The organism is Pseudomonas sp. DCA-1 (assembly GCF_046523955.1).
GTDB classification, from domain to species: domain Bacteria; phylum Pseudomonadota; class Gammaproteobacteria; order Pseudomonadales; family Pseudomonadaceae; genus Aquipseudomonas; species Aquipseudomonas putida_Y.
Map to the genome: position 1 here is coordinate 1,216,248 of NZ_CP169881.1, position 25,498 is coordinate 1,241,745.

Here is a 25,498-nt window from a genome sequence, read left to right on the forward strand (position 1 = left end):
CTCTATTCCTTAAAAGTAGACCAGTCGTATATTTTTTTGGTGAAATTTTTATTGCAGAAGCTCGTCGGCGCGCATTGCGCACCAAATAGCTGAAGATTGGTTAGAAGCTTGCTTCTAAAGGCAACCAAGTTGGTGTGGCATTCGTCTGCATTCCTGGTCCCGAGCCAAAGGCGTTGCCGCCAAGCAGCGTAAGCTCCGCGCGATGTCGAGGGTTGTTGCTAGGCACTGATGATAGGGCATCGGGAGTCATAGGTTTACCGTATCAAAAAAATAGACCGGTCGTCTACTTTCGGTTGTGGATAATCTATACAACGCTGTTTCGATGGTTGCTAATGAAGCAGCAGAAGCTTCATTGGCAGCGCATCGACTGATGCAGCCAAGCGTTACCACGCGGACTTCGCTTTGTAGCAGAAGGATCTGCCTGAGACCCAGTGCCTCACCGGAAGGGTGGTTGTGAACCAGCACGGTTGCCGCGGCGTTGTGCTCCAGAGCAGTCTTGACGACTTCCCGGGGATAGACGCTGGCACTGTCCAGAGTGCCCCGGAACAGTTCGTGAAAGACGATCACCCGGTGCCGGCTGTCGAGCAGAAGCAGGGCGAATACCTCATGCTCGTAGTCGCCCAGCAGCGCCTGCAGGTGGCCGAACACTTCCTTTGGTGAAGTCAGTGCTCGCCCCCGGCGCAGACGCAGATTCGCCAACTGTCGGGCCATCAGCAGGATTTCGGTTTCGGTGACCGGCGACTCGACCAGGTAGGTGCCGGTCGATTCACTGGCCTTCAGCTTGTGCAAGCGCATGGTGGGCTCCTTGAGGGTTATCGGTCGGTGGGGTATGGCGCTGGGCTTGCGCTTCCAGCTTCTCAGCCAGGCTGGGCTTGCTGGAGGTGGCTTGTGGTCTGATTGTTGAGGCGGGCACTTCACCTTCTGGGTAGAACTCTTCAACGATGGCGCTGGCATCCTCCTCGCTGTCCTCGAATGCGCCGTTGCCAAAGCCACGCCGTGCCGCCTCATCCAAGGCATCCTGATTGAATCCTGCTGCCTGTCGCCGTGAATCGAGCTCATTGGCGGTCACCAGCGCTTCGGCCATATCCATGCCGCTGCGCACCGTGAGGTCGGCGTAGAAGATCGGCGTGCCATGGCTTTGTCGGGTGGATTTCCCGCGTAAACGCAGCTCCAGCGGTAGGCAGGCCAGGCGGTTGCCCGAGATGGCCTGGAAGTAATGCAGGCGAGCTGCCAGGGTGCGGATGCTGTTGAAGCCCGTGGTGCGGAACACGAAGCTGCCTAGCGGATCCTCATCACCAATGACCACATTCAGTCGGCCATAGGGCTTGCAGGCACCGCCCTTGGCGAGCGGACAGGCATCCGGTGACGGGCATGGCATCGACTGCATGCCGTCCTGCGTGACCCGCTTGCAGGTTTCGCCATTGCCGACGCAAACCGGGCGCCCCGATTGCCGGTCGAACAGCGTGTAGTCAGCCCGGAAATTCAGCTCCGGTTCGTTGAACAGCAGGCGTACCGGAATGCTGCGCAGCTTGTCGTCCTTGCCCTGACGCAGCTCGTCATTGAGCGGGTGCAGAAGCCAGCCGTCCTTGCCCTGCACCTGGGACGTGATGGTGAATTGGTCATCCTTCTCCGGCAGTCGCTTGCCATTCTTCTCGATGACCTTACCGATGGAAATCCGCCCGAGTACCGGCGGAGTGATAGCCAGACCTTTGAGCATGGTGAGTCTCCTGGAAATGAAAAAAGGCCAGCCACGCAGCGCGAACTGCATCAGCTGGCCAAGGGGGAGGGAAGGGTTGGAACAGCTGGGTTTCAGCCGACCAGGAAGCGTCGTGCACCCGGTTTCAGCAGTGGGTACTTGGCCTGCAGGTAGGGCTTGTCCTTGAGCAACTGAGCGACATCGAGACCGATACTGTCCTTGGCCTTGCGCCAGCTGACGTAGCCGCTGGAGAACTCCGCACGGCTGGCATCGCCCATGGCCTGCTGCAGCATCTGCTTCAGTTCAGCCTCTCGTTTTTCCCGCTCAGCAATCGACTGACGAACAGCCTTCAGCTCGATGTAAGCCGCTGACAGACCAGCATGCTGGCTGAAGTCGACGACCTGGCCGTTGTCCTCCGGGTAGAGGCAGCGCAGGGCCGACTCAGCGGAGGCGGTGCCATCGGCCGGCGGTGGGGTGTCGGTTTCCACGTAGTGCCAGAACTGGCGCTCCAACTCGATCAGGCGAGCGATCATCTGCTCATCCCGCTCGATGCGGTGGATCTCCAGCGTCTGACCACCCAGCAGTACTGCTACATCCGCCGCCTGCTTGCCGGTGACGGCGAGCTGGTGCATCACCTGCAGCTGCACATACTCCGGCACGCCCTCTTTCCAGAGGCGTGCCCCGTTTATGCCGGCTGTCTTGCATTCCAGGATCTGCACATCGTCAGCCCCGATCACCTCGCGGTCGATATTGGCCAGCATCCAGGGCAGCTCTGGATCCGGGTGCTGCAGAACGGCGTTGATACGTCGAACCTTGTTCTTAGTCCGCTTGCTGTAGTGCCAGGCCACGATGGGCTCCAGCACGTTGCCCCAGTACATAGGGCTTTCCTCATCCTGAGGATCGGCCTTGGGCATGCCAGCATCACGACTGGTCTTTTCCATCCACAGCTCCAACTGCGATTTATAGGGGTTGAGGCCTACAGCAGCCGCAGCGTCCGAACTGCCGATGCCTTGCTTGCGGATCTGCAGCCAGTCCTCGCGTGGCAGTTCCTTGGTGCTAACCAGGCGCAGAGCCGGACGGGATTTGCTGGTGCTGCGATTCAATGAAGTGGCTTTCATAGCGTTCACCTTGCAGAAATAGAAACGCCCGACCTGCAACTAAGCGGGTCGGGCGTTATGGGTTGGGGTTGGTAAAAGGTCAGGCGACCAATTGCAGGGCTGTATCCAAGGCGCGTTGCTTGATCTGGGCACCCTGGCCGAACCAGGCGGAGTCGAGGCGATACTCCGTGCTGCGTGCCCGGCGCTCGTGATCGACGTACTCGGTGACGGCATTGAGCAGGCCCCAGGCAGTGCCGCGTGCTGAGTCCAGCTGGCTGCCGCGACCTCGACCTTCGTACAGCTCCTGCACTTTGCGCAGAGCGCGCTCGTTGGGTAGTTGCTCCGGCAGGGCGCCGGTCGGGCTGGTCTCGCACATCACGTTCATGAAAAAGCCTAGCGCCTCGTGCCATTGCACCTTGCGCTCAGCCAAGTGGCGCATGCGGTACATAAAGTCGTCCCATTGCGAGACGGCGATTCCGAGCTGTTTCTTCACCAGGTCGCCGTCGAAGCGGGTGCTGTGCGGAACCTTGATCGCACGACTGGTGCCGTCCAGGGCGATGGTCAGGGTGTTGTTGCAGACTACGCGGATGGTGGTGGGCGTTGCAGTGGTAGCCAGGGTGCCGTCGCAGGAGGTCGCTAGCAGCAAATAGCCATTTACCTGATCGTTGCCCTTGAGTGCAGCGCCCTGCCCAGTACGCGCCAGCGCCCAGAACTTGCGACCGCCCTTGAGCACGCCAGCGGTTTCCAGCTCGTAGCCGGAGACCTCGGTCAGGTCACGATAAAATTCGAGCACTTCCCGAGGCTGCACGGTGTGATAGCGCTGCGAGACCACTGACAGCGGTGCCTTGGTGTCCGAACGGTAGAGCACCTTCTGCTCGGGGAAGGAGTGGATCGCGCCCAGATGGCCGATGGCGTCCGACTTGAAGTGCACTGGGCTTTCCATGATCTGCCAGTCCATACCGGCTTCGCGTTGCCAGACTTCGATGGGCTGTTTCTGCGGCAGGTTGTTGCCCAAGCCGTGCCACGGAGTAGCGCCAACGTAGGCCATTTGTTCGATTTGATGAGCCATGACGAATTTCCTTTGGGTGCAGGCCGGCACAAAGCGCCGCGCAGAGCGCAGCACCGGCAATCAATGAGAGATAAGGAAGAGGAGAGCTGTGACCGGATCAGGCCGGCAGATTGAAACGGTGACCGCAGAGCAGGCAGAGGTTGTGAGCCAGGACATGACGGTCGAGCGATTCACCGAGCTGGGCACCGATCGCACAGCCACCGACGCTGCCGGCCAGGCCGCCGAGAATGGCACCCGATACCGAGCCGAGGGTGATGCCGACCGGGCCGGCGATTACGCCGAGCGCTGCGCCGGCCTTGCCGCCAGCCAAGGCAGCGCTGACGCCACGTGCGAGGCCACCGACTGCGCCGATGGCCGCGCCAGCTTTCATGGCGTGATGGAAAGAAGCGACTTTTGGGGAGTGACAGCGGGGGCACTGCAATGACATGGGACGAACCTCCTTGGTGCTGATGTCATTGCGGTAATGTGTGACTGAGATTTTTTGGAATCGGATTGTCGTTTGGCTGGGTACTTAACTGTCGGAGTGGGCCGAAAGCGACCCGATGCACCCACTCTTCGCGATAGCGGCGTCCGGCCATCCTTATTCCACTTGCTTTCTGTCTAGAATGTCCGCACCTATACAGAGTTGGGCCAACAAGACTGGGGGCAGCCATGAGGCTAGAGTCATTCCGAGTTCGTAACTATCGCTCTATCAATGACAGTGGTGAGATCGCCGTCTCTCGGATTACAGCCCTTCTGGGGCGGAACGAGAGCGGCAAGTCGAATCTGCTTCGTGCGTTGCACAGTCTAAACCCGATTGCAGGGTTTGAAGCTTTGAGACCCATCAAGGATTTTCCCCGGCACAGGCGCCTAGAGGAGTGCACAGACGATACGCCCGTTCTGTCAACGACATGGATGTTAGACGATGAGGACAAAGAGGCTCTGCTTGAGCTTCTTCCGCGAGCCACGGAGGTGTCCCAGGTCGTCATCGGGCGCAGCTATGGCAAGTCTAGGACGGTGAGATTTCCCGAGCTCAAGGCGATTCCCTTCGACGAAACGGACATCAAAGGCAAGGTCAGAAAGGTAGCTGCGGCAGTGCGCGCTGCGGCGCAGAAGCAGGAAACGCCTGGTGCATTGGATGCGGCAGCCGATGCCTTCGAGACTGCTGCATCTGCCACGAGGCAGCGTGATATATGGGCCAGCCAGACTGTGGCGGCGGCGAAGGCTTTACGGACTGCGTTGGCTGGTGCTGATGCTGATTTGACTGACAAGCAGGAGGAGGTGCTCTCCGAGCTTGAGGAGCTGGCTGAGAGCATCGTGGGCGATAAGGCTGCCCAGCAGAAGGCTCGTGACTGGGCTGTTGGCGCAATTCCAAAATTCATCTATGTCGATGAGTACCCAGAACTTGATGGCCATCAAGACATCTCCGCCTACATCCAGCGGAAGTCTCAGGGGCGGCTTGAGGACTCGGACCAGAACTTTGAGAAACTGTGCAAGGTTGCAGGTCTCAATCCCGAAGAGCTTCAGAAGCTTCATGGGCAAAACGATCACGAAACCCGGAATCAACTCGCGAACCGTGCTAGTGCTGTTGTCACCGGCGAGATTAAACGACTGTGGAAAGATCGCGCGCTTAAGATTCGTTTCAACCTTGATGGCCAACACATCGACACAATCATCTCTGATCCAACGAGCACATACGACGTTGAAGTAAATCTCAACGACAGGAGCCGAGGCTTTCAATGGTTCTTCGCTTTCTACATCACGTTTTCGGCTGATACAGACGGAGGCCATGCGGAGAACGCGGTACTCCTGCTAGATGAGCCCGGCCTGTACCTGCATGCCAAGTCCCAATCAGATCTCCTCCATCATCTGGAAGTGGATTTCACCAATCAGATTCTTTACTCCACGCATTCGCCCTTCATGGTGCCGACGCATGCGCTGGACTCAGTCCGTACCGTTAACATTGCGGAGGAAGTCGGCACCACAGTCACGAACGACCCTACGGGAGATGCTAGGACGTTGTTTCCGCTCCAGGCGGCGCTAGGCTATGACCTAGCTCAGAGCCTCTTTGTCGGCCCCAACAATCTTGTTGTCGAGGGAGTTACAGACTTCTGGATCCTGAGCGCCGTCAGCGGCTATGCGTCCGAGAAGGGAAGAACTGCACTGAGTACCGCTCTCACAATGACTCCAGCAGGAGGCGCGCAGAAGGTCTCTTACATGGTTGCGTTGCTGACTTCGGAAGCACTCAACGTTTTGGTTCTTCTCGACACCGAGCGTGACTCTAAGGTGACCAAGGACGAGCTCCTCAAGGCGAAGCTTATCCGTGACCAGAACGTCGTATTCGTATCGGAAGCGTTCTCGCCCCAACCGAACGAAGCAGATATCGAGGACTTGCTCGATCCGGCGGTCTACGAGGCTCTTGTGCGAGAGAGCTATAACAAAGAGCTGAACGGGAAGGAGTTGAAGTTAAATGCCAATATCCCGCGCATCGCCAAGCGCATTGAAGCGGGCCTTGCAGATCTTGAAATCCCTTTCCATAAGACTCGACCAACACGACTGTTTCTCAAGAAAATGGCGACGGAACCGGAAAATGTGCTGCCAGAGCAAAGCCTTGGGCAATTCGAGGCGCTGTTTGCCTTGATCAACGGGCGATTGGAAAAGCACGTTGTTCGGGATCCAAAGCCCTTCGAGAGTTAAAAGTGAATAGGCCACCTCTACGGGTGGCCTGTTCATATCGGGTGTTGCGGGACCATGCGTCCATTCATGCGACGGGTGTGTATCACCTTGGCCAAGTCCTCCACTCTGTTTGTTCGACAGGGGTTAGCGTATCGATACGACCTTTCTGTCCCGATTTTCCTTGATGGCCGACATTGAAAGGTTGCCGGTAGCTGCTTGCTGGATGTGTTCGCTCCACCAAGCCATCATCGGACGTCTGCGCTTAACTCAGTAGTGCCAGCTAAGCGGCTCGTTTATAGTCCTCTGCTTTGACATGGGAGGAGCTATGCAAGTTAAGCCAGTAGGTCAACTCGTTTTCGAGATGAACGGCGTTGAACATCAAGTTTCTGCCAGCCAGCTGTCCCAAGGGGATCTGGAAAAGCAATCAGGTCTGAAAAATAAAGATGACTCGGAGGAGTGGTCAGTAACCTTCACAGCTGAGTCGGAGTTCGGTCAGTTTGTTTGGGTAGTGTCCTTTACCCTAGGCAATGAGGGGGGCGATGTTAATGATTCTGATATGGTTAAAAAGCCCAAAGGTGTAAAAGTGGTCAGGGACGTGTCTTTCAAGTCAGCCTAAGGGCTTTTCCTTTTTCCAGCTGTCCAGCATGTCCGCCCATCTCTGCATCATCATGGCTCGATCACTCAAATACTCGGCATGGTTGTAGGTGCGGCGGACAGCGTTTTGCTCGGTATGGGCGAGCTGTCTTTCGATCCAGTCTGCTGAATAGCCCATCTCATTGAGTCTGGTGCTGCCCGTTGTCCTCGTGGCATGCGGGCTGTATTTACCTCCCCAGCCAAGTGTGTTGAGCATCTGGCGGAATGAGGCCGCAACCATTGGGCGGGTGCGTACGTCGCGGTGAGGAAATACGTGGGTGTATTTTCCTGTTATGGAATGCAGGCCTCGCAGTATTTCGACTGCCTGTCGCGGCAGTGGCACTGTGTGATCTTTGCGCTTTTTCATCCGTTCGGCGGGAATGCGCCAAAGCGCCTTCTCCAGGTCAAACTCTGCCCATTGAGCCTCTACAGCTTCATTGGGGCGGCAAAGAGTCAGCCACATGAGCTGGAAAGCGCAGAGGGTCTCATGGCGCCCGCCGTGAGATTCGACATCGCGTAACAGTTGGCCAATTTCTTCGGTGGAGAGAGGGCGTTTGTGCTGAGTCTTGTTAGCTGGCAGGGCTTTTCGAACGGGGTGTACCGGGTCGGTGCTGGCTCGCAGCGTGGAAATTGCCAGCTCGAAAACTCCGGACATGCTCCGCTTGGCTTCCTGGGCAACAGATGGGCCATTGTCTTGAGTAGCTGCTCTGAGCACTTCCAGAATGTGCACGGGGGTGATGGCCTTAATCGGCAGATCGCCTATTTTGGGAAAAACGACGCGTTCAAGCATGTTGAGTCGTCTGGACTTGGTGATCTCCTCCCAGTCCTTCAGTGAAAGCCACTCTTTGGCGACGGCTTCAAACGTAATGGCCTTCTCGTGGTCGCGCTTCACCCGCTCCTGTTGCCGGTGGTGCGCGGGATTGATGCCCTGTATGACTAGGGCGCGGGCTTTCACGCGCTCATCGCGTGCCTCCGCAAGAGTGAAGCGGCGCCCTTTGCGGCGCTCTTCGGCGTGCTCGGGTGATTCCCCTTTGGGCGCGATTACATAGTCCCCAATCGCGAACACGCTTTCCTTCCTGCCGGTTCCGTCGTTCAGCTCGAACCGATAGCGCCATGCCTTAACCCCGTTAGGCTTCACCTCAAGGTAAAGGCCATTGCCATCTGTGAGCTTGTAGGGCTTTTCCTTGGGCTTGGCGGTACGGCACTCGGTATCGGTAAGCGGCATGGCTGCTCAATCCTGTTATACCCGGTTATATGGGTAGGTGAATTTTTCGATACCCGGTAGCGTACCCGGTAAATATGCGGATCGTATAGATTCTTGTCGGACCTTTTCGGAAAAGAAAAACCCCTTGAGGCTTCATTTCTCAAGGGGTTCTGTGTCCGGTAAGGTCCGGTGAAATACAAATTGCTGTTTAGACGTTGAAGCGGAAGTGCATCACGTCGCCGTCTTTGACGATGTAATCCTTGCCTTCCAGACGCCACTTACCGGCTTCCTTGGCACCGGCTTCACCCTTGAACTGGATGAAGTCGTCATAGGCCACCACTTCAGCGCGGATGAAGCCTTTTTCGAAGTCGGTGTGGATGACGCCGGCTGCCTGCGGGGCAGTGGCACCGACGCGTACGGTCCAGGCACGTACTTCCTGCACGCCGGCAGTGAAGTAGGTCTGCAGGTTCAGCAGTTCGTAACCGGCGCGGATCACGCGGTTCAGGCCAGGCTCTTCCAGGCCCAGGGCCTCGAGGAACATGTCCTTCTCTTCACCGTCTTCCAGCTCGGCGATTTCTGCTTCGATCTTGTTGCACACCGGCACCACTACCGCGCCTTCTTCCTCGGCAATGGCCTTGACCACGTCCAGGTGCGGGTTGTTGTCGAAGCCGTCTTCGGCCACGTTGGCGATGTACATCACCGGTTTGCTGGTCAGCAAGTGGAAGCCACGGATGACGGCCTTTTCGTCGTCAGCCATGTGCTTCATCAGGCTGCGTGCAGGCTTGCCTTCGGTAAAGTGCGGGATCAGCTTTTCCAGAATGGCCTTTTGCGCCAAGGCATCCTTGTCGCCGCCCTTGGCGTTGCGGGCTACCTTCTGCAGTTGCTTTTCGCAGCTGTCGAGGTCGGCGAAGATCAGTTCGAGGTCGATGATCTCGATGTCACGCTTGGGGTCGACGCTGTTGGAAACGTGGATCACGTTCTCGTCTTCGAAGCAGCGCACCACGTGGGCAATGGCATCGGTCTCGCGGATGTTGGCGAGGAACTTGTTGCCCAGGCCTTCGCCTTTCGAGGCACCGGCAACCAGGCCGGCGATGTCGACGAATTCCATGGTGGTCGGCAGGATGCGGTTTGGCTTGACGATTTCAGCCAGCGCAGCCAGGCGAGCGTCGGGCATAGGCACGATGCCGCTGTTCGGCTCGATGGTGCAGAAAGGGAAATTCTCCGCCGCGATGCCAGACTTGGTCAGGGCGTTGAACAGGGTGGACTTGCCGACGTTGGGCAGGCCGACGATGCCGCAATTGAAACCCATGGGTATTCCCCTCTCTAAAGGAAATCAGGCCTTCTGGCTGTGCAGCTCACGCATCGCCTTGGCGAAATCGCCGGCAAGCACGTCCGGCAGCACGCCGAGGGCAAAATCGATGCTGGCGTCGAGCTTCTCCTGCTCGGCGCGCGGCGCGCGGCCCAGGACGAAGTTGGATACCAGTTTGGCGTCACCCGGGTGGCCGATGCCAAGCCGCAGGCGGTGGAAGTCGTTCTGGTTGCCGAGCTGCGCGATGATGTCGCGCAGGCCGTTGTGCCCACCATGGCCGCCGCCGCGCTTGAGCTTGGCAACGCCCGGGGGCAGATCGAGTTCGTCGTGTGCCACCAGTATCGCTTCCGGCTTGATGCGGAAGAAATTGGCCAAGGCCGCTACGGACTGGCCGCTGCGGTTCATGTAGGTGGTGGGGATCAACAAACGAACGTCGTTGCCCTGATGGCTGAATTTAGCCGTCAGGCCGAAATACTTTTTGTCAGCGGTCAGCGAAACACGCTGGGCGCTGGCAAGGCGTTCAACGAAAAGAGCCCCTGCGTTATGCCGGGTCTGTTCGTATTCGGGGCCGGGGTTACCCAGGCCGACGATCAACTGGATGGCGGTCACGTCAGGGGCTCTTCCTTGGAGTTGGTGGGTTACAGTGCGCGCGGCACTGTAACCCGATCAACGCCGGCGTGCGAGTGGATTACTCGGCAGCGCCTTCTGCTTCTGGAGCAACGCGTGGAGCGTGAACGTTGGCAACAGCTTTGTCATCACCGTGGGCCAGAGCGACGAACTCTACGCCTTTCGGAGCTTTCAGGTCCGACAGGTGGATGATGGTGCCGATTTCGGCGTTGGCCAGGTCAACTTCGATGAACTCAGGCAGGTCTTTGGCTTCGCAGGAAACTTCGATCTCGGACTCAACGTGGGAGATCTCGCCGCCTTTCTTGGCCGGGGCTTCTTCGTTGATGAAGTGAACCGGAACCTTGGCGGTCAGTTTCTGGCCAGCAACGACGCGGACGAAGTCAGCGTGCATGATGAACTGCTTGGCTGGGTGGCGCTGCATGGCCTTGATGATGACGTTCTGCTTAACACCGTCAACGTTCAGCTCGATAACGTGGCTGAAGGCAGCTTCGTTTTCGAACAGCTTGGTGATTTCCTTGGCCAGGATGGTCAGGGATTGAGCTTCTTTACCACCACCGTAAACAACGGCTGGGATGCTCAGCGAGTGACGCAGGCGGCGGCTCGCACCTTTCCCCAGGTCAGTACGCGCTTGGGCGTTCAGAATAAAATCAGTCATTTTGTTTCTCCAAAATAGCCCCCCGAGGGCGTTTGCGACCAGCGCCAACGGGGATGGCAAAAAAGCCCCGCCCCAACACAGGTTGGGGCGGGGCGCTTCATATCAACACGTGTCCCGCTTAGCGGAACATCGCGCTGATCGATTCTTCGTTGCTGATGCGGCGTACCGCTTCAGCGACAACCGGTGCGATATCCAGCTGACGGATACGGTCACAGGCTTGAGCAGCGGCGGACAGCGGAACGGTGTTGGTCACCACCAGCTCGTCCAGTACCGACTTCTCGATGTTCTCGATCGCGCGGCCCGACAAAACAGGGTGCGTGCAGTAGGCGTAAACCTTGGCAGCGCCGTGCTCTTTCAGGGCTTTGGCCGCGTGGCACAGGGTGCCGGCGGTGTCGACCATGTCGTCTACCAGGATGCAGGTGCGCCCTTCGACGTCGCCGATGATGTGCATAACCTCGGAGTGGTTAGCCTTTTCGCGGCGTTTGTCGATGATACCCAGATCGACGCCCAGGGACTTGGCGACAGCGCGTGCGCGCACGACACCACCGATGTCCGGGGAGACGATCATCAGGTTCTCGAAACGCTGGTCTTCGATGTCGTCAACCAGTACGGGCGAGCCGTAGATGTTGTCGACGGGGATATCGAAGAAGCCTTGGATCTGGTCAGCGTGCAGGTCGACGGTGAGTACACGGTCGATACCTACGACAGTGAGCATGTCAGCAACAACTTTGGCGCTGATGGCTACACGTGCCGAACGCGGACGGCGGTCCTGGCGGGCATATCCGAAGTAAGGAATCACGGCGGTGATTCGGGATGCTGAGGAGCGGCGGAAGGCGTCGGCCATCACTACCAGTTCCATCAGGTTATCGTTGGTCGGAGCGCAGGTCGGCTGAATAATGAAAACGTCTTTACCGCGAACATTTTCATTGATCTCAGTACTGATCTCGCCGTCGGAGAATTTACCGACAGAGACGTCACCGAGAGGGATATGCAGCTGACGTACGACACGCCGAGCCAGATCGGGGTTAGCGTTCCCCGTAAAGACCATCATCTTGGACACGCGCAGTACCTGAAGGCTGAGGGTATACCTGGATGAGTATAAGGAAAATGGCAGGGGCGGCTGGATTCGAACCAACGCATGGCAGGATCAAAACCTGCTGCCTTACCGCTTGGCGACGCCCCTGTATCTGTTGCTGCGAACGCTCATGCGCTCGACTTCTTGACCAGACTTTGCAGCTTGCGATGCAACATCGAAATATTGCTTCCTTTCGCCACAAACCCTGTTTGGGTCGCTGAAAGAAGGGCCAGAACTTTATCAGCTTCGGCTTTGCTTGGGAAGGCCCCAAACACACAACTTCCAGTGCCGGTTAGTCGAGCCTCAGTGAACTTTCCCAGTAAATTCAACGCATTGCGAACTTCAGGGTAATTCTGCTCTACCACCGGTTGGCAGTCATTTCGACTGTTTCCCTCGGGAACGGGGCGCATCTTAAGGGGGAGTGAATCACGTGTCAACTGCGGATGTGAAAAAATTTCTACTGTGCTGACAGACACTTGCGGCACCAGCACGACATACCAAGGTTCGATCGGGTCGACCGGAGTCAGTTGCTCCCCTACACCTTGCGCGAACGCCGCATGGCCGCGTACGAACACCGGCACATCGGCGCCCAGGCGCAGACCCAGTGCGGCCAGGCGGTCTTCGTCCCAGTCCAGTTGCCACAGGTGGGCGAGCGCCAGCAGGGTGGTCGCGGCGTCCGAGCTGCCGCCGCCGATGCCACCACCCATGGGCAGCACCTTGGTCAGCCAGATGTCGGCGCCGAGGGGGGTGCCCGATTGTGCCTGCAACATACGCGCGGCCCGCACGATCAGGTTGCTGTCGTGGGGGACTGCCTCGATCTCGGTGTGCAAGTGGATCACGCCATCGTCACGCAGGGCGAAGCTCAGTTCGTCGCCGTGGTCGAGAAACTGGAACACCGTTTCCAGCTCGTGGTAACCGTCCGCGCGGCGGCCGATGATGTGCAGCCACAGGTTGAGCTTGGCCGGGGCGGGCAGGGTGAGCTTGTGCATGGGATCAGTGCCCCAGCTGGCGTGGCTGCCAGTCCTTGACCACCAGGGTTACGTCCAGGTCCTTGCCGTGCAGCTTCAGGCGCTCGGGCAACCAGTAGCCGTTCTGTTCGGTGTAGCTCAGGTACTGCACCTGCCAGCCATCCTGGTCCAGGCTGGCCAGGCGGCTGTCGCCGTCCAGGGTCAGCTTGCTCTTGCTGTCGGGAGCGGGCAGGCCGCGAACCCACCAGACAAGGTGCGACACCGGCAGTTGCCAGCCCAGTTGCTCTTCCAGCAGCGCTTCAGGGCTGGCAGCTTCGTAGCGGCCCTGGTTGGCCACCTCCAGCACGACGCCACCCGGGCGGCCGGTCAGGCGTGCGGCGCCACGGCCCAGTGGGCCGGCCAGGCGAATATCATAGTAGTCCTGGCGTTGCAGCCAGAACAGCGTGCCGCTGCCAGAGTCGCGCGGGGCACGGATGCCGACCTTGCCGCTGATCTGCCAGCCATCAAGGTTGCTCAGTTGCTCTTTATGGACGCGCCACTGTTGCGGGTCGCCGTGGCCCTGCAGGGCCTCTCGGCTACCGAAGCCGGCACAGCCGGCCAGCAGGGCGATCAAGGTAAAGGTGATGCAATGGCGCAGGAACATGGCGTTAAAGAGTCTCGGATCCGGTCAGGCGTAAAAGGGTCTTGCGCAGGATAGGGCTGTCGGCCTGGGCTTCGAAGCCCTTGGCCCATACATGACGAGCTTCGCGGCGCTTGCCGTTGGCCCACAGCACTTCGCCCAGGTGGGCGGCCACTTCGTGGTCGGGGAAGTTGGCAAAGGCCTGGCGCAGGTAGGTTTCAGCTACGTCGAGGTTGCCCAGGCGATAGTTGACCCAACCCAGGCTGTCGAGCACTGCCGGGTCATCGGGGGTCAGTTGGTGGGCCTTGTCGATCAGCGCCTTGGCTTCGGCATAGCGGGTGGTACGGTCGGCCAGGGTGTAGCCCAGGGCGTTTAGGGCCATGGCGTTTTCTGGCTCGCGGGCGATGATGGCGCGCAGGTCTTTTTCCATCTGCGTCAGATCGTTGCGCTTCTCGGCCAGCATGGCGCGGGTGTAAAGCAGGTTGAGGTCGTCCGGGTAGCGCTGGATGGCTTGCTGCAGCACCTGGTTGGCCTGGGCGTCCTTGTTGTTGTTGCTATAGCTTTCCGATTCGATCAGGAATAGCTGGATGGCGTAGTCTGGCTGGGCTTCGCGTGCTTCGGCGAGCAGGCGCGAGGCATCACTGCTGCGGCCGTTGGCGATCAGGATGTCGGCCTGGCGCAGCTGTGCCGGCAGGTAGTCTGGGCCTGGGCCGACCAGGGCGTATTCACGCAGAGCGCCAGCAGGGTCGTGGCGCTCCTCTTGGATGCGGCCCAGGTTCAGGTGCGCAGCGTCGACGTTGCTGTCTCGCTCGACCAACTCCTGCAAGTAGCCTTCGGCTTCATCCCAGTCTTTGTTCTCAAGGCACACCAGCGCCAGCGAGTAGCGCAGTTCGTCATCATCGGGGTATTGCTGGACCAGGCTGATGAATTCGCCTTTGGCTTCGGCGATACGGTCCTGTTCGACCAGGGTGCGAGCGTAGGTCAGGCGCAGGCGTTTGTCGTCCGGGTTGTCGCGAATTGCCCCACGCAGCAGTGGCAGGGCTTCCGGACCACGGTCCAGGGCCTGCAGCAGCCGGGCACGCAGCAGGATCGGAGCGACCTCGCCGTTTTGTGCTGGGTGCGACTCGAGCAGTTTCAGGGCTTCTTCTGTCTTGCCGTCCTGGTTCAGCAACAAGGCCTTGCCGAATATCAGCTGGCCGTTGTCGGGGTATTTCACCAGCAAGCGTTCGAAACTATGTAGCAGGCCGTCGCGGGTGCTCTGGTCGGTTTCGGCTGCAGACAGGGCGAGGAAGTCGAAGTGGGTGTCGCCCTTGCCCTGCAGTACCTTTTCCATGTAGGTCATGGACTCGTCATAGCGACCGGCGCGGGCCAGCTGGATGGCGGCGGCGCGCTGTGCGTCGAGGTTCTGCGGGTCGTTGCGCGCCCAGACCAGCGCGTTCTCCAGTGACGGCTCGTCGGCGCCGAGGTACTCGGCAATGCGGTAGGCACGCTCGGAAACCCCAGGATCCTGGGTTTTTGCCGCCTGATCGGTGTAGTTGGCCAGGGCGATGTCGAAACGGTTGCGCTGGCCGGCCAGCTCTGCCACCAACAGGCTATAGAGTGTGTCCTGCTTGAACGAACCATACACCACGGGCTTTTCCGCCTCGCCCTTGCCAGCTTCGGCGACGGGAGGCTCGGCCTTTTGCGGGGCCAGGCTTTGGCAGCCCTGTAGCAGGGCGAAGGCAAGCAGCAATGCGTATGGTTTGTTCATAGAAAGGCTTATAGGAGGACTCACCGGCGGTCGGAGCATGATGACACAAGCGCGGAGGCAAACCCACCTGCGAAGGTCGTGGTTTACAGGCTGGGTGGTGCAGAGTGGGACAGCGGGGTGGGGGAGAGGTTCGCTGGGGCTTGTGCTTGAGGTTTGGCGCTGCTTTCAAAGGGTTTGGTAATGATCGGCAACATATAGGAATGCCCTAAGGATGCTCCGATCAACTTGTCGTGCAGCCGCGGCAAGTTGCAATTTTCCAGGCACCTACAGCGTCATTGGACGAAAAGTGACCGAAAAATCATGTACGGAGAGCTTTTTCGACCGGTTCTCCGTGTTAAACGCGAACCTCACCCATACCCATGAGCTGTTTTCGAACCCTCCACAGGTTTGCCAGGGCGAACAGCGTGGTCAACTGAGCCGTGTTTTTCATCAGCCCACGAAAACGTATTTTCACGTAACCAAACTGCCGCTTGATCACGCGAAACGGATGCTCGACCTTGGCCCGTGTCTGAGCCTTGCAGAACTCGATCTTGCGCTTGGCTTTGTACAGTACGCTGCGCTGGTTCAGCTTGGAATAGGTGCTGCGACGCGCTGCAATCTGCCAGATCACCCCCCGATTTTCATGCTCTTCGCGCCTTTCGACACCGGTGTAACCGGCATCTGCATACACGGCGTTTTCTTCGCCATGCAGCAGTTCAGCCACCTGCGTGACATCGGCCACATTGGCAGCGGTGCCATGGACGTGATGCACCAGGCCGGACTCGACATCGGCACCGATGTGCGCCTTCATCCCGAAGAAATACTGACCGCCTTTCTTGGTCTGGTGCATCTCGGGATCACGCTTGCCTTCTTTATTTTTGGTCGAGCTGGGGGCATGAATAATGGTGGCATCGACGATGGTGCCTTGGCGCAGCGACAGGCCTTTTTCCTGCAGATAACCATTGATGACCGCAAGGATTGCCGGTGCGAGCTGATGCTTCTCCAGCAAGTGCCGGAAGTTCATGATCGTGGTGTCTTCGGGGATTGGCGCGCTCAGCGTCAGGCGTGCGAACTGGCGCATGGGCGTGATTTCGTAGAGCGCTTCCTCCATGGCCGGGTCGCTCAGGGAGAACCAGTTCTGCAACAGATGGATGCGCAGCATGGTTTCCAGAGGATAGGGTTTTCTACCGCCGCCGGCCTTGGGGTAGAACGGTTCGATCAGCTCCAGCAGGCCTGCCCAGGGCACCACCTGATCCATTTCGGCGAGGAAGCGCTCTCGGCGGGTTTGCTTGCGCTTGCCGGCGTACTCAAAGTCGGAAAAGCTCATCTGGCTCATGGGCGGCTCGGATCAGGTGTTGCGGGGATTCTCGCATAACTGAAGGCTTGTTCGGAGATTCCCTAAAGAGTAACAGTGCGAGAAAAAGCGCTAGGCACACAATGACGAGTCTGCTGAGTAATTTCTTCGTGTGGCTTGGTAATTGGTTTGCTTCTTTGGTATCTATTAAGCCTTTGCGAGCATAGGCTTTCGGGAAGGTTAGCATTAAAGATATTGTTCCGAATCAAAAAACTTTCCCGGTAAAGCCAAGTCCGGCATATGTTTTTCTGCTCTCACTGATTAACTTGCAATTGGGTAGCATTGACTCAATGTGTTCAGTCAGGCGATGGGGTAAATATAGGGTTATCGACATGGATATGAAGATCGCGGTGATAAGAATGGCGAACACCACTCCTAGAGACTGTCAGGTTTCGATTCGGGGCAAGTCGTATCGGCATGAAGTCATAGATAATGCGACAGCATCAGTGCAATGAACAAGGTGATGTGAATAACCCATAGGGTTAACAAAATGCGCTTTTCGCGGAGGGGGAAATTTTTTATTTCCTCAATATCAGCGTAACCCCTGTAAATAAAGATTTTGGGTAGGGCCAACAGTGTTGCAATCTGACCGGTTCTTATTGTTTTGCCCAAGAGTCCGGCGTGCTGGTAATTTTTGATGTTGTCAGATACGAGGCGAGAGGTGGGCAGGAAAGATTCAAAATGCTCGGTGTATTTGTGTGAAATAATAATTTGCGCGCTAGCGGCAATTAGCATTGCTGTAATCAGGATCAGTGCGATCAGTCCTGGCTCTATGTTAGTCATTTTGAGAGCTCGTGATACAAGAAGTCACCTAATACCTCGCCTTTTTCTCCTGCGAAATCACCGGCTAACTTCGCCCCGGCAGCGCCACCGATGACCGCGCAGGTGAGTGCCCCTAGTCCGGCAGTCCCTACTCCTAGTGCCGCACATACTGCGGGTGCAACAATACTCCCTCCTAGGTAACCGCCTACAGCGCTACCAGCCAGACCTCCAGCTAATGATGCAGAGTTTACATATGCAGCTCGCTGGCATTCGCTTTCTCTGCCCAGAATACAAGCCTGGCGAATCTCTAGCCCCGTCGCTGCTACGTCAAGCGCTATGCCAATATAGGTTCCTTTTTTGATCAGGTTGGCAGCCTTGCCCACCCCGGCAACCTTATCCGCATACCCCGCAATTTCACCCGTGTGCAAATAGCTTTTCGTAGAAATGGCCAGTGTCCTCTTGATCGATCCCTTGTTGCGCAATCCAGCGCCGAACCCCGCCAGCTGGCCCAACTGTTCGTCAAGTTTCGAGAACAGTGCCGCACGCTTGGCATAAAACTGGTCGCGGGCATTGAGCGTCCCTGAGCCCAGATGCTCCCTGTGCAATTTCTCGATTTCCAGCAATGTGCCCTCAATTGCTTTCAGATGCTTGCTCAAGCCATCGCTAACCACGCCTGCACCCATTGACGCGTGGGCGAGCAAGCTCTTCAACAGTTCGAAATTCTCCAGAAAAAACTCATCGGCACCTTGCCCGCTGCGCATCAGCCCCATATGGGTCACGGCAGCTTTCGACATCAGATACGCCTCCTGACTGGTGCAGGAAGGCGTGGACCAGTCACCGACGATCACCAGTTCGCCGCCTCTGACCACGCTGTTGAAAATGTGCGAATTGAGGATGTCAAACTTGCTGGCCGAGTGCCGGGTCAGCGCGAGACTGGCCTTGAGCGTGTGGTAGTTTTGCATCCTGGGGTTGATGAACGCACGGGCTTCAGACATGGCGACCCCTCATGCGTACTTCTTGTTACCGATCCGGTCCCACCCGCCAGCAATGTTGCCGCCGCCGGAGCCGTCGGTGCGTTTTTGCTGGGTATAGGTGGTCTTGATTCGGCCGTAGTCGAGCTGAACCACCTCGATCGGCACGCCATCGGCGGCGCTCTGGGTGTAGTCGGCGATGATCACTTCTTCGAGAATGATTTCGTAATACTTGAGCTTGTCACCGCCCGCGCGGCACAGCGCGAGTTTCACTTCCTTGAAATGCTGGCCTGCACAACTGGCCTCCATCAGTTTGCAACTGGCGCTGTCGAGAAACTTGGTGAAGGTGAAGTTGCTGGCTGCGGTGCGGCCAGAGCTGGCGCCGCCGGCGGAGCTTGCGGTGGCGGAGGTGCTTTGGCTTACACCGAAGTCATAACCGGTCACTTCAATCCACTTGCTGTACTTTTCGTCCAAGGCTTCGCCTGGGATATCGCTGATTTGCAAATACGCGTCAAAAGCCATGTTTACCGCTCCTTGGCAAGGATGTGGGTACGGAATATTGATGTGACGACGGGACTTGCCCCGTCAGTGATTGGCAAGGCTAGGCGCGGAAAGGGGGGAGGGCAACAGCTGGGCATATATTTGGGAAATGGGCTACAAGCTTGTGGATAAGTCCTCTGGAAATATTTAGGAGTTTTCTCGCTTTGGTCGGCTTAGTTGGCCTGGGCGATATTCAAACTGGCCGGCCAATTTCGCGACCAGCAGGCTATCGAGCGTGCCTTTCTTGAATGAACCATGCATTACGGTTTTTCCACTTTGCTCTTGCTTTTGCTTCTAAGCGCGCGATAGTTCAGGCGACGCAGATTGCGACTTCAGGAGGCCGAGCGCAGGGATTGCGGAGGGAGGTGACGGGCATGGATGCCCGTCAAGCGCTGGGCCCCAGGATGGGGCCTGCAGCGCGGTCCTCCCGGGAGCAAGCCTGGAGCGAGGGGACCCCGGAGCGCAGCGTAGGGGCCGGATGATGGGAGCCGACGGTTTTGGTTACTTTGGCCACGACCAAAGTAACCCGCCGGAAGGGCGGAAAGGTGACTTGGTGCCTATATCGTGAATGAATGTCTACTCGATGTGAAAGCACAACCCAAAAGCCCAAAAGCTTAAGCGGCGGTTTTGATCAGGCGTACAGTCCGTTTGCGATGGCGACGCCAATTCACCTTTCCGCCCTTACGGCGGGTCCCTTTTTGTCGTGGCAAAAAGGAACCAAAAACCGTTGGCTCCCATCATCCGGCCCCTACGCTGCGCTCCGGGGTCCCCTCGCTCCGGCCTTGCTCCCGGGAGCACGCGCTGCAGGCCCCATCCATGGGGCCTCAGCGCTTGACGGGCATCCATGCCCGTCATCTCCCTCCGCAAGCCCTGCACTCGGCCTCCTGAAGTCGCAATCTGCGTCGCTTGGACTACCGCGCGCTTAGAAGCCAGATCAAAAGCGAAAAGCGAGCTCTGTGATCGGCCGGCACCGCCGATGCATTCGGTGAGATTCTGCCCGGTCATCTGGATAAGGATATCGCCGGCAAGGCTGCCCTCGGCCTGGTATACCTGGAAGAACGCCGTTGCTCTTGCTCTTGGCTTTTGCTTCTGAGCGCGCGGCAGTTCAGGCGACGCAGATTGCGACTTCAGGAGGCCGAGCGCAGGGCTTGCGGAGGGAGGTGACGGGCATGGATGCCCGTCAAGCGCTGGGCCCCAGGATGGGGCCTGCAGCGCGGTCCTCCCGGGAGCAAGTCCGGAGCGAGGGGACCCCGGAGCGCAGCGTAGGGGCCGGATGATGGGAGCCGACGGTTTTGGTTACTTTGGCCACGACCAAAGTAACCCGCCGGAAGGGCGGAAAGGTGACTACGCGCCACCTTCGCGAATGAATACCTACTTGATGTGGATGCTCACATCCAAGAAGCAAGAAGCAAGAAGCAAGAAGCGAAGTGGTCTGTTTTGACTCGGCGAACCGTCATTTGCGATGGCGACGCTGACTCATGTTATGCCCGAACACAAAATTTCTGACACCCTCCGGGGCAAGCCCACCAAAAAACGCTGCGCTCCCATCATCCGCCCCCTGCGCTGCGCTCCGGGGGCCCCTCTCTCCGGCCTCCTGAAGTCGCGAAGATCAAAAGCGGGAGTGAAACCTGAAATCAACGCTGATGCTGGCCCGCGAGCGGCGATAGCCGCAGCGCTATCAGCACAATAGCGAACGGTGGTTGTTCTAAAACCTGCGAAAGAGGACAATTATCGGCTTCCCGTCACAACCAGCGACCTTGCATGGCCTTTCTTGCACTTGGTATCAACCATAAGACTGCCTCGGTAGACGTACGCGAGCGCGTGGCGTTTACCCCAGAGCAGCTGGTAGACGCCCTGCAGCAGCTCTGCCGACTGACGTCCAGCCGCGAGGCGGCGATCCTGTCGACCTGCAACCGCAGTGAGCTCTATATAGAGCAGGACCACCTGTCCGCCGACGCCGTGCTGCAGTGGCTGGCCGACTATCACCGCCTCAGCCTCGACGAGCTGCGCGCCAGCGCCTACGTGCATGAAGAGCACGAGGCCGTGAAGCATATGATGCGCGTGGCCTCGGGCCTGGACTCGCTGGTTCTCGGCGAGCCTCAGATCCTGGGCCAGATGAAGTCCGCCTACGCCGTGGCCCGCGAAGCCGGTACCGTCGGGCCGTTGCTCGGGCGCCTGTTCCAGGCCACCTTCAGCGCCGCCAAGCAGGTGCGTACCGACACCGCCATCGGTGAAAACCCGGTTTCGGTTGCGTTCGCCGCAGTCAGCCTGGCCAAGCAGATTTTTGCCGACCTGGGCCGTAGCCAGGCCCTGCTGATCGGTGCCGGCGAAACCATCACGCTGGTCGCCCGCCACCTGCACGAGCAGGGCGTACGCCGTATCGTGGTGGCCAACCGTACTCTGGAACGCGCCAGCATCCTGGCTGAGCAGTTCGGTGCGCATGCCGTGCTGCTGGCAGACATCCCACAGGAACTGGCCAACAGCGACATCGTGATCAGCTCCACCGCCAGTCAGTTGCCGATCCTGGGCAAGGGCGCGGTCGAGAGCGCACTGAAACAGCGCCGACACAAGCCGATCTTCATGGTCGACATCGCTGTCCCTCGCGATATCGAAACCGAAGTCGGCGAGCTGGACGACGTCTACCTGTACACCGTCGACGACCTGCACGATGTAGTGGCGGAAAACCTCAAGAGCCGCCAGGGCGCGGCCCAGGCGGCCGAAGAGCTGGTATCCGTGGGCGCCGAAGACTTCATGCTGCGCCTGCGCGAACTGGCTGCGGTGGACGTGCTCAGGGCCTATCGCCAGCAAAGTGAGCGCCTTCGCGACGAAGAACTGCAAAAGGCCTTGCGCCTGCTGGCCAATGGCGGCAACCCCGAAGACGTGCTGGCCCAACTGGCCCGGGGCCTGACCAACAAACTCCTGCATGCGCCCAGCGTGCAGTTGAAAAAGCTCTCGGCCGAGGGCCGCCTCGATGCGCTGGCCATGGCCCAGGAACTCTTTGCCCTCAACGAGGGCTCCACGGACAAATCCCCGCAATGAAAGCGTCGCTGCTGAACAAACTGGAAATCCTCCAGGACCGTTTTGAAGAACTCACCGCCCTGCTCGGTGACGCCGAGGTTATTTCCGACCAGACGCGTTTTCGCGCCTACTCCCGTGAGTATGCCGAGGTCGAGCCGGTTTACGCTGCCTATAAAGAGTGGCGTAAAGTCCAGGACGACCTCGAAGGCGCCCAGGCGCTGCTCAAGGACAGTGACCCGGACCTGCGTGAAATGGCCGTGGAAGAGGTGCGTGAAGCCAAGGAGCAACTGCTGACGCTGGAGGCGCAGCTGCAGCGCATGCTGCTGCCCAAAGACCCCAACGACGGCCGCAACGTGTTTCTCGAAATCCGCGCCGGTACGGGGGGCGACGAGGCAGCCATTTTCTCTGGTGACCTGTTCCGCATGTACTCGCGCTACGCCGAAAAGCGCGGCTGGCGCCTGGAGATCTTGTCCGAGAACGAAGGCGAGCACGGCGGCTACAAGGAAATCATTGCCCGCGTCGAGGGCGAGAACGTCTACGGCAAGCTCAAGTTCGAGTCCGGTGCACATCGGGTTCAGCGTGTGCCCGAGACCGAGTCCCAAGGCCGTGTCCACACTTCCGCGTGCACGGTGGCGGTGCTACCCGAGCCGGACGAGCAGGCTGCCATCGAAATCAACCCGGCCGACCTGCGCGTGGATACCTACCGTGCCTCCGGTGCCGGCGGCCAGCACGTCAACAAGACCGACTCGGCGATCCGCATCACCCACTTGCCCACCGGTATCGTGGTCGAATGCCAGGAGGAGCGCTCGCAGCACAAGAACCGCGCCCGTGCCATGTCCTGGCTGTCGGCCAAGCTGAACGACATGCAGACCAGCGCCGCGCAGAACGCCATTGCCAGTGAGCGCAAGTTGCTGGTGGGCTCCGGTGACCGCTCCGAGCGCATCCGCACCTACAATTACCCACAGGGCCGGGTGACCGATCACCGCATCAACCTGACCTTGTATTCGCTGGACGACATCCTCAGCGGTGGCGTAGACGCGGTGATCGAACCGCTGCTGGCCGAATACCAGGCCGATCAACTGGCCGCCTTGGGGGACTGATGACTGTCATCGCCAGCCTGTTGCGCAACGCGCAGTTGCCCGAATCGCCCACTGAGCGCCTGGATGCCGAGTTGCTGCTGGCTGCGGCCATCGGTAAGTCGCGCAGCTACCTGCACACCTGGCCTGAGCGTATCGTCAGCAGCGAAGATGCCGAGACCTATGCCAGCTACCTGCAGCGCCGCCGTGGCGGCGAGCCAGTGGCCTATATCCTTGGGCTGCAGGGCTTCTGGAAGATCGACCTGGAGGTTGCGCCGCATACCCTGATCCCGCGGCCGGATACCGAGCTACTGGTCGAGACGGCCCTTGAGCTGCAACCCGCTTCGCCAGCCAAGGTTCTTGACCTGGGTACGGGAACGGGTGCCATCGCCCTGGCGCTGGCCAGCGAGCGCCCGGCCTGGCAGGTGACAGCGGTTGACCGTGTGGAGGAGGCTGCTGCCCTCGCCGAGCGCAACCGTCAGCGGTTGGGTCTGGCCAACGCTCGGGTACGGCTAAGCCACTGGTTCGACAGCCTGGCCGGCGAGCGTTTCGATCTCATCGTCAGCAACCCGCCCTACATCGCTGCTGAAGATCCGCACCTGGCGACCGGAGACGTGCGCTTCGAACCCAGCAGTGCACTGGTGGCCGGTGCCGATGGCCTGGACGACCTTCGTGTGATCGCTACCCAGGCCCCAGCGCACCTGTTGCCTGGTGGCTGGCTACTGCTGGAACATGGCTACGATCAGGCGGCAGCGGTACGCGCTCTGCTGGCTGAACATGGCTTTATCGAGGTGGCCAGCCGCACGGACCTGGGCGGCCATGAACGTATTACCCTGGGGCGACTGCCATGCTGAGTGATCAGGAACTGCTACGTTACAGCCGCCAGGTGCTGCTGGCTCAGATCGACATTGATGGCCAGCTGCGGCTCAAGCAGAGCAAAGCGCTGATTGTCGGGCTGGGTGGCCTGGGCTCGCCAGTTGCCCTTTATCTGGCCGCGGCCGGAGTAGGTGAGCTGCACCTGGCCGACTTCGACACCGTCGACCTGACCAACCTGCAACGCCAGGTAATCCACGACAGTGCCAGCGTCGGCATGAGCAAGGTCGACTCGGCCTTGCAGCGTTTGCAGGCTATCAACCCGGAAGTCAGCCTGGTTGCTCACCGCCAGGCACTGGACGAGGACTCGCTGGCGGCTGCGGTGGCGGCGGTCGACCTGGTGCTGGACTGCTCCGACAATTTCTCTACCCGCGAAGCGGTCAACGCTGCCTGTGTCGCCGCCAGCAAGCCACTGGTCAGCGGTGCGGCAATCCGTCTGGAAGGTCAACTGTCCGTGTTCGACCCGCGGCGCGACTACAGCCCGTGCTACCACTGCCTTTACGGACACGGTAGCGAAGCTGAACTGACTTGCAGCGAAGCAGGCGTCATTGGCCCGCTGGTGGGGCTGGTGGGTAGCCTGCAGGCGCTGGAGGCGATGAAGCTGCTGGCGGGCTTCGGTGAACCGTTGGTCGGCCGCTTGCTGTTGATTGATGCCCTAGGTACCCGTATCCGCGAGCTTCGTGTCAAGCGCGACCCGGCGTGCACGGTCTGTGGCAAGCGCGATGGCTGAGCGCTCGGCGCCGGTAGGCGTCATGGACTCGGGGGTTGGCGGTTTGTCGGTGCTCGCCGAGATCCAGCGCCTGCTGCCCAACGAGACGTTGCTGTATGTGGCCGATTGCGGGCATATACCCTACGGTGAGAAGTCGCCGGACTATATCCGCGAGCGCTGCCGGCACATTGCCGGGTTCTTCCATGAGCAAGGCGCAAAGGCCATGGTGTTGGCCTGCAACACCGCCACGGTGGCGGCAGTGGCCGACCTGCGAGAGTTGTATCCGACCTGGCCGTTGGTGGGCATGGAGCCGGCCGTGAAGCCTGCTGCAGCCGCCACCCGCTCGGGCGTGGTCGGTGTGCTGGCCACTACCGGTACCCTGCAGAGTGCCAAGTTCGCAGCCTTGCTCGACCGCTTCGCCAATGACGTACGGGTTATCACCCAGCCTTGCCCAGGGTTGGTCGAGCTGATCGAAACCGGTGACCTTGCAAGCCCGGCGTTGCGCCAGATGCTGCAAGGTTACGTGCAGCCGCTGCTGGCAGCAGGTTGCGATACGCTGATCCTCGGCTGCACCCATTACCCTTTCCTTCGCCCATTGCTGGCCAGCATGGTGCCGGAGGACGTGGCCATCATCGACACCGGCGCGGCCGTGGCGCGTCAGTTGCGACGGCTGTTGGGTGCCAATGATCTGCTGGCCGAAGGCCCGGCTGGCGCTGCACGCTTCTGGACAAGCGCTGATCCAGAAATCCTAAGAAAAATCCTACCTGTGCTGTGGCATAAGTCCGGCGATGTGCAAAGCTTTGCGTTGTGAAAAAAACGTGAAAACCAGCTGAACTATCGTTCCACTTCTGCTTTCTAC

24 protein-coding genes, 1 tRNA gene and 2 pseudogenes are annotated in these 25,498 nt (G+C 59.2%); 7 read left to right on the forward strand and 20 right to left on the reverse strand.

The window, feature by feature from the left end:
- Positions 1 to 246: 246 nt before the first annotated feature.
- The 5 genes from ACE4QZ_RS05940 to ACE4QZ_RS05960 form a co-directional block, all read right to left on the reverse strand.
- Positions 247 to 795 carry a JAB domain-containing protein gene (locus ACE4QZ_RS05940; RefSeq protein ID WP_010487172.1) on the reverse strand — a complete coding sequence of 183 codons (549 nt, stop codon included), beginning with the start codon at positions 793 to 795 and terminating at the stop codon, positions 247 to 249.
- Complete coding sequence (locus tag ACE4QZ_RS05945; RefSeq protein WP_031299400.1) at positions 767 to 1,717, reverse strand: hypothetical protein; 951 nt, start codon at positions 1,715 to 1,717, stop codon at positions 767 to 769. Before ACE4QZ_RS05945 ends, ACE4QZ_RS05940 begins: the two co-directional genes overlap by 29 nt.
- Positions 1,718 to 1,809: 92 nt before the next feature.
- On the reverse strand, positions 1,810 to 2,814 hold the full coding sequence (locus ACE4QZ_RS05950; protein ID WP_103463258.1) for a YqaJ viral recombinase family protein: 1,005 nt from the start codon (positions 2,812 to 2,814) through the stop codon (positions 1,810 to 1,812).
- 79 nt (positions 2,815 to 2,893) lie between these two features.
- A complete protein-coding gene (locus ACE4QZ_RS05955; protein WP_042855646.1) occupies positions 2,894 to 3,862 on the reverse strand; it encodes a DUF932 domain-containing protein in 969 nt (322 codons plus the stop codon).
- Positions 3,863 to 3,959: 97 nt separating this feature from the next.
- Positions 3,960 to 4,289 carry a hypothetical protein gene (locus tag ACE4QZ_RS05960; RefSeq protein WP_023101967.1) on the reverse strand — a complete coding sequence of 110 codons (330 nt, stop codon included), beginning with the start codon at positions 4,287 to 4,289 and terminating at the stop codon, positions 3,960 to 3,962.
- Between the two features lie 224 nt (positions 4,290 to 4,513).
- Between ACE4QZ_RS05960 and ACE4QZ_RS05965 the strand changes: the two genes are divergently transcribed.
- Entirely contained in the window at positions 4,514 to 6,538 is a 2,025-nt protein-coding gene (locus ACE4QZ_RS05965; protein WP_103463257.1) for an ATP-dependent nuclease, read from the forward strand.
- Between the two features lie 123 nt (positions 6,539 to 6,661).
- Here ACE4QZ_RS05965 and ACE4QZ_RS05970 read toward each other — a convergent pair.
- A pseudogene (locus ACE4QZ_RS05970) lies at positions 6,662 to 6,784 on the reverse strand (integrase); the annotation flags it as partial.
- 58 nt (positions 6,785 to 6,842) lie between these two features.
- Here ACE4QZ_RS05970 and ACE4QZ_RS05975 point away from each other — a divergent pair.
- Entirely contained in the window at positions 6,843 to 7,133 is a 291-nt protein-coding gene (locus ACE4QZ_RS05975) for a hypothetical protein (protein WP_103463256.1), read from the forward strand.
- On the opposite strand, the gene ACE4QZ_RS05980 is transcribed toward ACE4QZ_RS05975, so the two are convergent.
- From ACE4QZ_RS05980 to ACE4QZ_RS06045, 14 genes and pseudogenes are all read right to left on the reverse strand, one after another.
- Positions 7,125 to 8,375 (reverse strand): tyrosine-type recombinase/integrase, encoded by a 1,251-nt coding sequence (locus ACE4QZ_RS05980; protein ID WP_103463255.1) that lies wholly within the window; start codon positions 8,373 to 8,375, stop codon positions 7,125 to 7,127. The two genes, ACE4QZ_RS05975 and ACE4QZ_RS05980, sit on opposite strands and share 9 nt — an antisense overlap.
- A gap of 187 nt (positions 8,376 to 8,562) precedes the next feature.
- The gene (gene ychF, locus ACE4QZ_RS05985) at positions 8,563 to 9,663 is read right to left on the reverse strand and encodes a redox-regulated ATPase YchF (protein WP_003247414.1); all 1,101 of its coding nucleotides are present in this window, start codon (positions 9,661 to 9,663) and stop codon (positions 8,563 to 8,565) included.
- Positions 9,664 to 9,687: 24 nt separating this feature from the next.
- Positions 9,688 to 10,272, reverse strand: coding sequence for an aminoacyl-tRNA hydrolase (gene pth, locus ACE4QZ_RS05990; RefSeq protein ID WP_003247413.1), 585 nt, complete (start codon positions 10,270 to 10,272; stop codon positions 9,688 to 9,690).
- A 79-nt stretch (positions 10,273 to 10,351) separates the two neighbouring features.
- Positions 10,352 to 10,945, reverse strand: a complete 594-nt coding sequence (locus tag ACE4QZ_RS05995) for a 50S ribosomal protein L25/general stress protein Ctc (protein ID WP_021784761.1) — start codon at positions 10,943 to 10,945, stop codon at positions 10,352 to 10,354.
- A gap of 118 nt (positions 10,946 to 11,063) precedes the next feature.
- Positions 11,064 to 12,005, reverse strand: a complete 942-nt coding sequence (locus ACE4QZ_RS06000) for a ribose-phosphate pyrophosphokinase (RefSeq protein ID WP_003247410.1) — start codon at positions 12,003 to 12,005, stop codon at positions 11,064 to 11,066.
- Positions 12,006 to 12,053: 48 nt separating this feature from the next.
- Positions 12,054 to 12,128: transfer RNA gene (locus ACE4QZ_RS06005), tRNA-Gln, on the reverse strand.
- 20 nt (positions 12,129 to 12,148) lie between these two features.
- The gene (gene ispE / locus ACE4QZ_RS06010) at positions 12,149 to 13,009 is read right to left on the reverse strand and encodes a 4-(cytidine 5'-diphospho)-2-C-methyl-D-erythritol kinase (RefSeq protein WP_103463254.1); all 861 of its coding nucleotides are present in this window, start codon (positions 13,007 to 13,009) and stop codon (positions 12,149 to 12,151) included.
- Positions 13,010 to 13,013: 4 nt separating this feature from the next.
- Positions 13,014 to 13,631 (reverse strand): lipoprotein insertase outer membrane protein LolB, encoded by a 618-nt coding sequence (gene lolB / locus ACE4QZ_RS06015; protein WP_103443480.1) that lies wholly within the window; start codon positions 13,629 to 13,631, stop codon positions 13,014 to 13,016.
- A 4-nt stretch (positions 13,632 to 13,635) separates the two neighbouring features.
- Positions 13,636 to 15,357: a tetratricopeptide repeat protein gene (locus tag ACE4QZ_RS06020; RefSeq protein ID WP_103463253.1), complete on the reverse strand. Its 1,722-nt coding sequence runs from the start codon at positions 15,355 to 15,357 to the stop codon at positions 13,636 to 13,638.
- A gap of 334 nt (positions 15,358 to 15,691) precedes the next feature.
- Positions 15,692 to 16,672 carry an IS5-like element ISPa41 family transposase gene (locus tag ACE4QZ_RS06025; protein ID WP_003117291.1) on the reverse strand — a complete coding sequence of 327 codons (981 nt, stop codon included), beginning with the start codon at positions 16,670 to 16,672 and terminating at the stop codon, positions 15,692 to 15,694.
- Between the two features lie 441 nt (positions 16,673 to 17,113).
- The gene (locus tag ACE4QZ_RS06030; protein ID WP_103463252.1) at positions 17,114 to 17,473 is read right to left on the reverse strand and encodes a hypothetical protein; all 360 of its coding nucleotides are present in this window, start codon (positions 17,471 to 17,473) and stop codon (positions 17,114 to 17,116) included.
- Positions 17,470 to 18,447 carry a hypothetical protein gene (locus ACE4QZ_RS06035; protein ID WP_103470150.1) on the reverse strand — a complete coding sequence of 326 codons (978 nt, stop codon included), beginning with the start codon at positions 18,445 to 18,447 and terminating at the stop codon, positions 17,470 to 17,472. The genes ACE4QZ_RS06030 and ACE4QZ_RS06035 overlap by 4 nt, the downstream gene beginning before the upstream one ends.
- A gap of 9 nt (positions 18,448 to 18,456) precedes the next feature.
- The gene (locus tag ACE4QZ_RS06040; protein ID WP_021784766.1) at positions 18,457 to 18,945 is read right to left on the reverse strand and encodes an Hcp family type VI secretion system effector; all 489 of its coding nucleotides are present in this window, start codon (positions 18,943 to 18,945) and stop codon (positions 18,457 to 18,459) included.
- Between the two features lie 970 nt (positions 18,946 to 19,915).
- Positions 19,916 to 20,022 (reverse strand): annotated as a pseudogene (locus tag ACE4QZ_RS06045) (3-deoxy-7-phosphoheptulonate synthase); the annotation flags it as partial.
- A 702-nt stretch (positions 20,023 to 20,724) separates the two neighbouring features.
- Between ACE4QZ_RS06045 and hemA the strand changes: the two are divergent.
- From hemA to murI, 5 genes are read left to right on the forward strand one after another with little or no spacing between them, the layout of a single operon-like run.
- Positions 20,725 to 22,002, forward strand: coding sequence for a glutamyl-tRNA reductase (hemA, locus tag ACE4QZ_RS06050; protein WP_003247394.1), 1,278 nt, complete (start codon positions 20,725 to 20,727; stop codon positions 22,000 to 22,002).
- Positions 21,999 to 23,081, forward strand: coding sequence for a peptide chain release factor 1 (prfA, locus tag ACE4QZ_RS06055; protein ID WP_003247392.1), 1,083 nt, complete (start codon positions 21,999 to 22,001; stop codon positions 23,079 to 23,081). Before hemA ends, prfA begins: the two co-directional genes overlap by 4 nt.
- Positions 23,081 to 23,911 (forward strand): peptide chain release factor N(5)-glutamine methyltransferase, encoded by an 831-nt coding sequence (gene prmC / locus ACE4QZ_RS06060; RefSeq protein ID WP_021783503.1) that lies wholly within the window; start codon positions 23,081 to 23,083, stop codon positions 23,909 to 23,911. Before prfA ends, prmC begins: the two co-directional genes overlap by 1 nt.
- Entirely contained in the window at positions 23,905 to 24,660 is a 756-nt protein-coding gene (locus tag ACE4QZ_RS06065; RefSeq protein WP_028698055.1) for a molybdopterin-synthase adenylyltransferase MoeB, read from the forward strand. Before prmC ends, ACE4QZ_RS06065 begins: the two co-directional genes overlap by 7 nt.
- Positions 24,653 to 25,450, forward strand: a complete 798-nt coding sequence (gene murI, locus ACE4QZ_RS06070; protein ID WP_028698056.1) for a glutamate racemase — start codon at positions 24,653 to 24,655, stop codon at positions 25,448 to 25,450. Before ACE4QZ_RS06065 ends, murI begins: the two co-directional genes overlap by 8 nt.
- The last annotated feature ends 48 nt before the right edge of the window (positions 25,451 to 25,498 follow it).

Excerpts from the sequence above, each read along its gene's own strand:
- ACE4QZ_RS05940 (WP_010487172.1), bottom strand. The coding sequence starts at position 795 with ATGCGCTTGCACAAGCTGAAGGCCAGTGAATCGACCGGCACCTACCTG.
- ACE4QZ_RS05945 (WP_031299400.1), bottom strand. The coding sequence starts at position 1,717 with ATGCTCAAAGGTCTGGCTATCACTCCGCCGGTACTCGGGCGGATTTCC.
- ACE4QZ_RS05950 (WP_103463258.1), bottom strand. The coding sequence starts at position 2,814 with ATGAAAGCCACTTCATTGAATCGCAGCACCAGCAAATCCCGTCCGGCT.
- ACE4QZ_RS05955 (WP_042855646.1), bottom strand. The coding sequence starts at position 3,862 with ATGGCTCATCAAATCGAACAAATGGCCTACGTTGGCGCTACTCCGTGG.
- ACE4QZ_RS05960 (WP_023101967.1), bottom strand. The coding sequence starts at position 4,289 with ATGTCATTGCAGTGCCCCCGCTGTCACTCCCCAAAAGTCGCTTCTTTC.
- ACE4QZ_RS05965 (WP_103463257.1), top strand. The coding sequence starts at position 4,514 with ATGAGGCTAGAGTCATTCCGAGTTCGTAACTATCGCTCTATCAATGAC.
- ACE4QZ_RS05975 (WP_103463256.1), top strand. The coding sequence starts at position 6,843 with ATGCAAGTTAAGCCAGTAGGTCAACTCGTTTTCGAGATGAACGGCGTT.
- ACE4QZ_RS05980 (WP_103463255.1), bottom strand. The coding sequence starts at position 8,375 with ATGCCGCTTACCGATACCGAGTGCCGTACCGCCAAGCCCAAGGAAAAG.
- ychF (WP_003247414.1), bottom strand. The coding sequence starts at position 9,663 with ATGGGTTTCAATTGCGGCATCGTCGGCCTGCCCAACGTCGGCAAGTCC.
- ACE4QZ_RS05995 (WP_021784761.1), bottom strand. The coding sequence starts at position 10,945 with ATGACTGATTTTATTCTGAACGCCCAAGCGCGTACTGACCTGGGGAAA.
- ispE (WP_103463254.1), bottom strand. The coding sequence starts at position 13,009 with ATGCACAAGCTCACCCTGCCCGCCCCGGCCAAGCTCAACCTGTGGCTG.
- lolB (WP_103443480.1), bottom strand. The coding sequence starts at position 13,631 with ATGTTCCTGCGCCATTGCATCACCTTTACCTTGATCGCCCTGCTGGCC.
- ACE4QZ_RS06020 (WP_103463253.1), bottom strand. The coding sequence starts at position 15,357 with ATGAACAAACCATACGCATTGCTGCTTGCCTTCGCCCTGCTACAGGGC.
- ACE4QZ_RS06025 (WP_003117291.1), bottom strand. The coding sequence starts at position 16,672 with ATGAGCCAGATGAGCTTTTCCGACTTTGAGTACGCCGGCAAGCGCAAG.
- ACE4QZ_RS06030 (WP_103463252.1), bottom strand. The coding sequence starts at position 17,473 with ATGACTAACATAGAGCCAGGACTGATCGCACTGATCCTGATTACAGCA.
- ACE4QZ_RS06035 (WP_103470150.1), bottom strand. The coding sequence starts at position 18,447 with ATGTCTGAAGCCCGTGCGTTCATCAACCCCAGGATGCAAAACTACCAC.
- ACE4QZ_RS06040 (WP_021784766.1), bottom strand. The coding sequence starts at position 18,945 with ATGGCTTTTGACGCGTATTTGCAAATCAGCGATATCCCAGGCGAAGCC.
- hemA (WP_003247394.1), top strand. The coding sequence starts at position 20,725 with ATGGCCTTTCTTGCACTTGGTATCAACCATAAGACTGCCTCGGTAGAC.
- prfA (WP_003247392.1), top strand. The coding sequence starts at position 21,999 with ATGAAAGCGTCGCTGCTGAACAAACTGGAAATCCTCCAGGACCGTTTT.
- prmC (WP_021783503.1), top strand. The coding sequence starts at position 23,081 with ATGACTGTCATCGCCAGCCTGTTGCGCAACGCGCAGTTGCCCGAATCG.
- ACE4QZ_RS06065 (WP_028698055.1), top strand. The coding sequence starts at position 23,905 with ATGCTGAGTGATCAGGAACTGCTACGTTACAGCCGCCAGGTGCTGCTG.
- murI (WP_028698056.1), top strand. The coding sequence starts at position 24,653 with ATGGCTGAGCGCTCGGCGCCGGTAGGCGTCATGGACTCGGGGGTTGGC.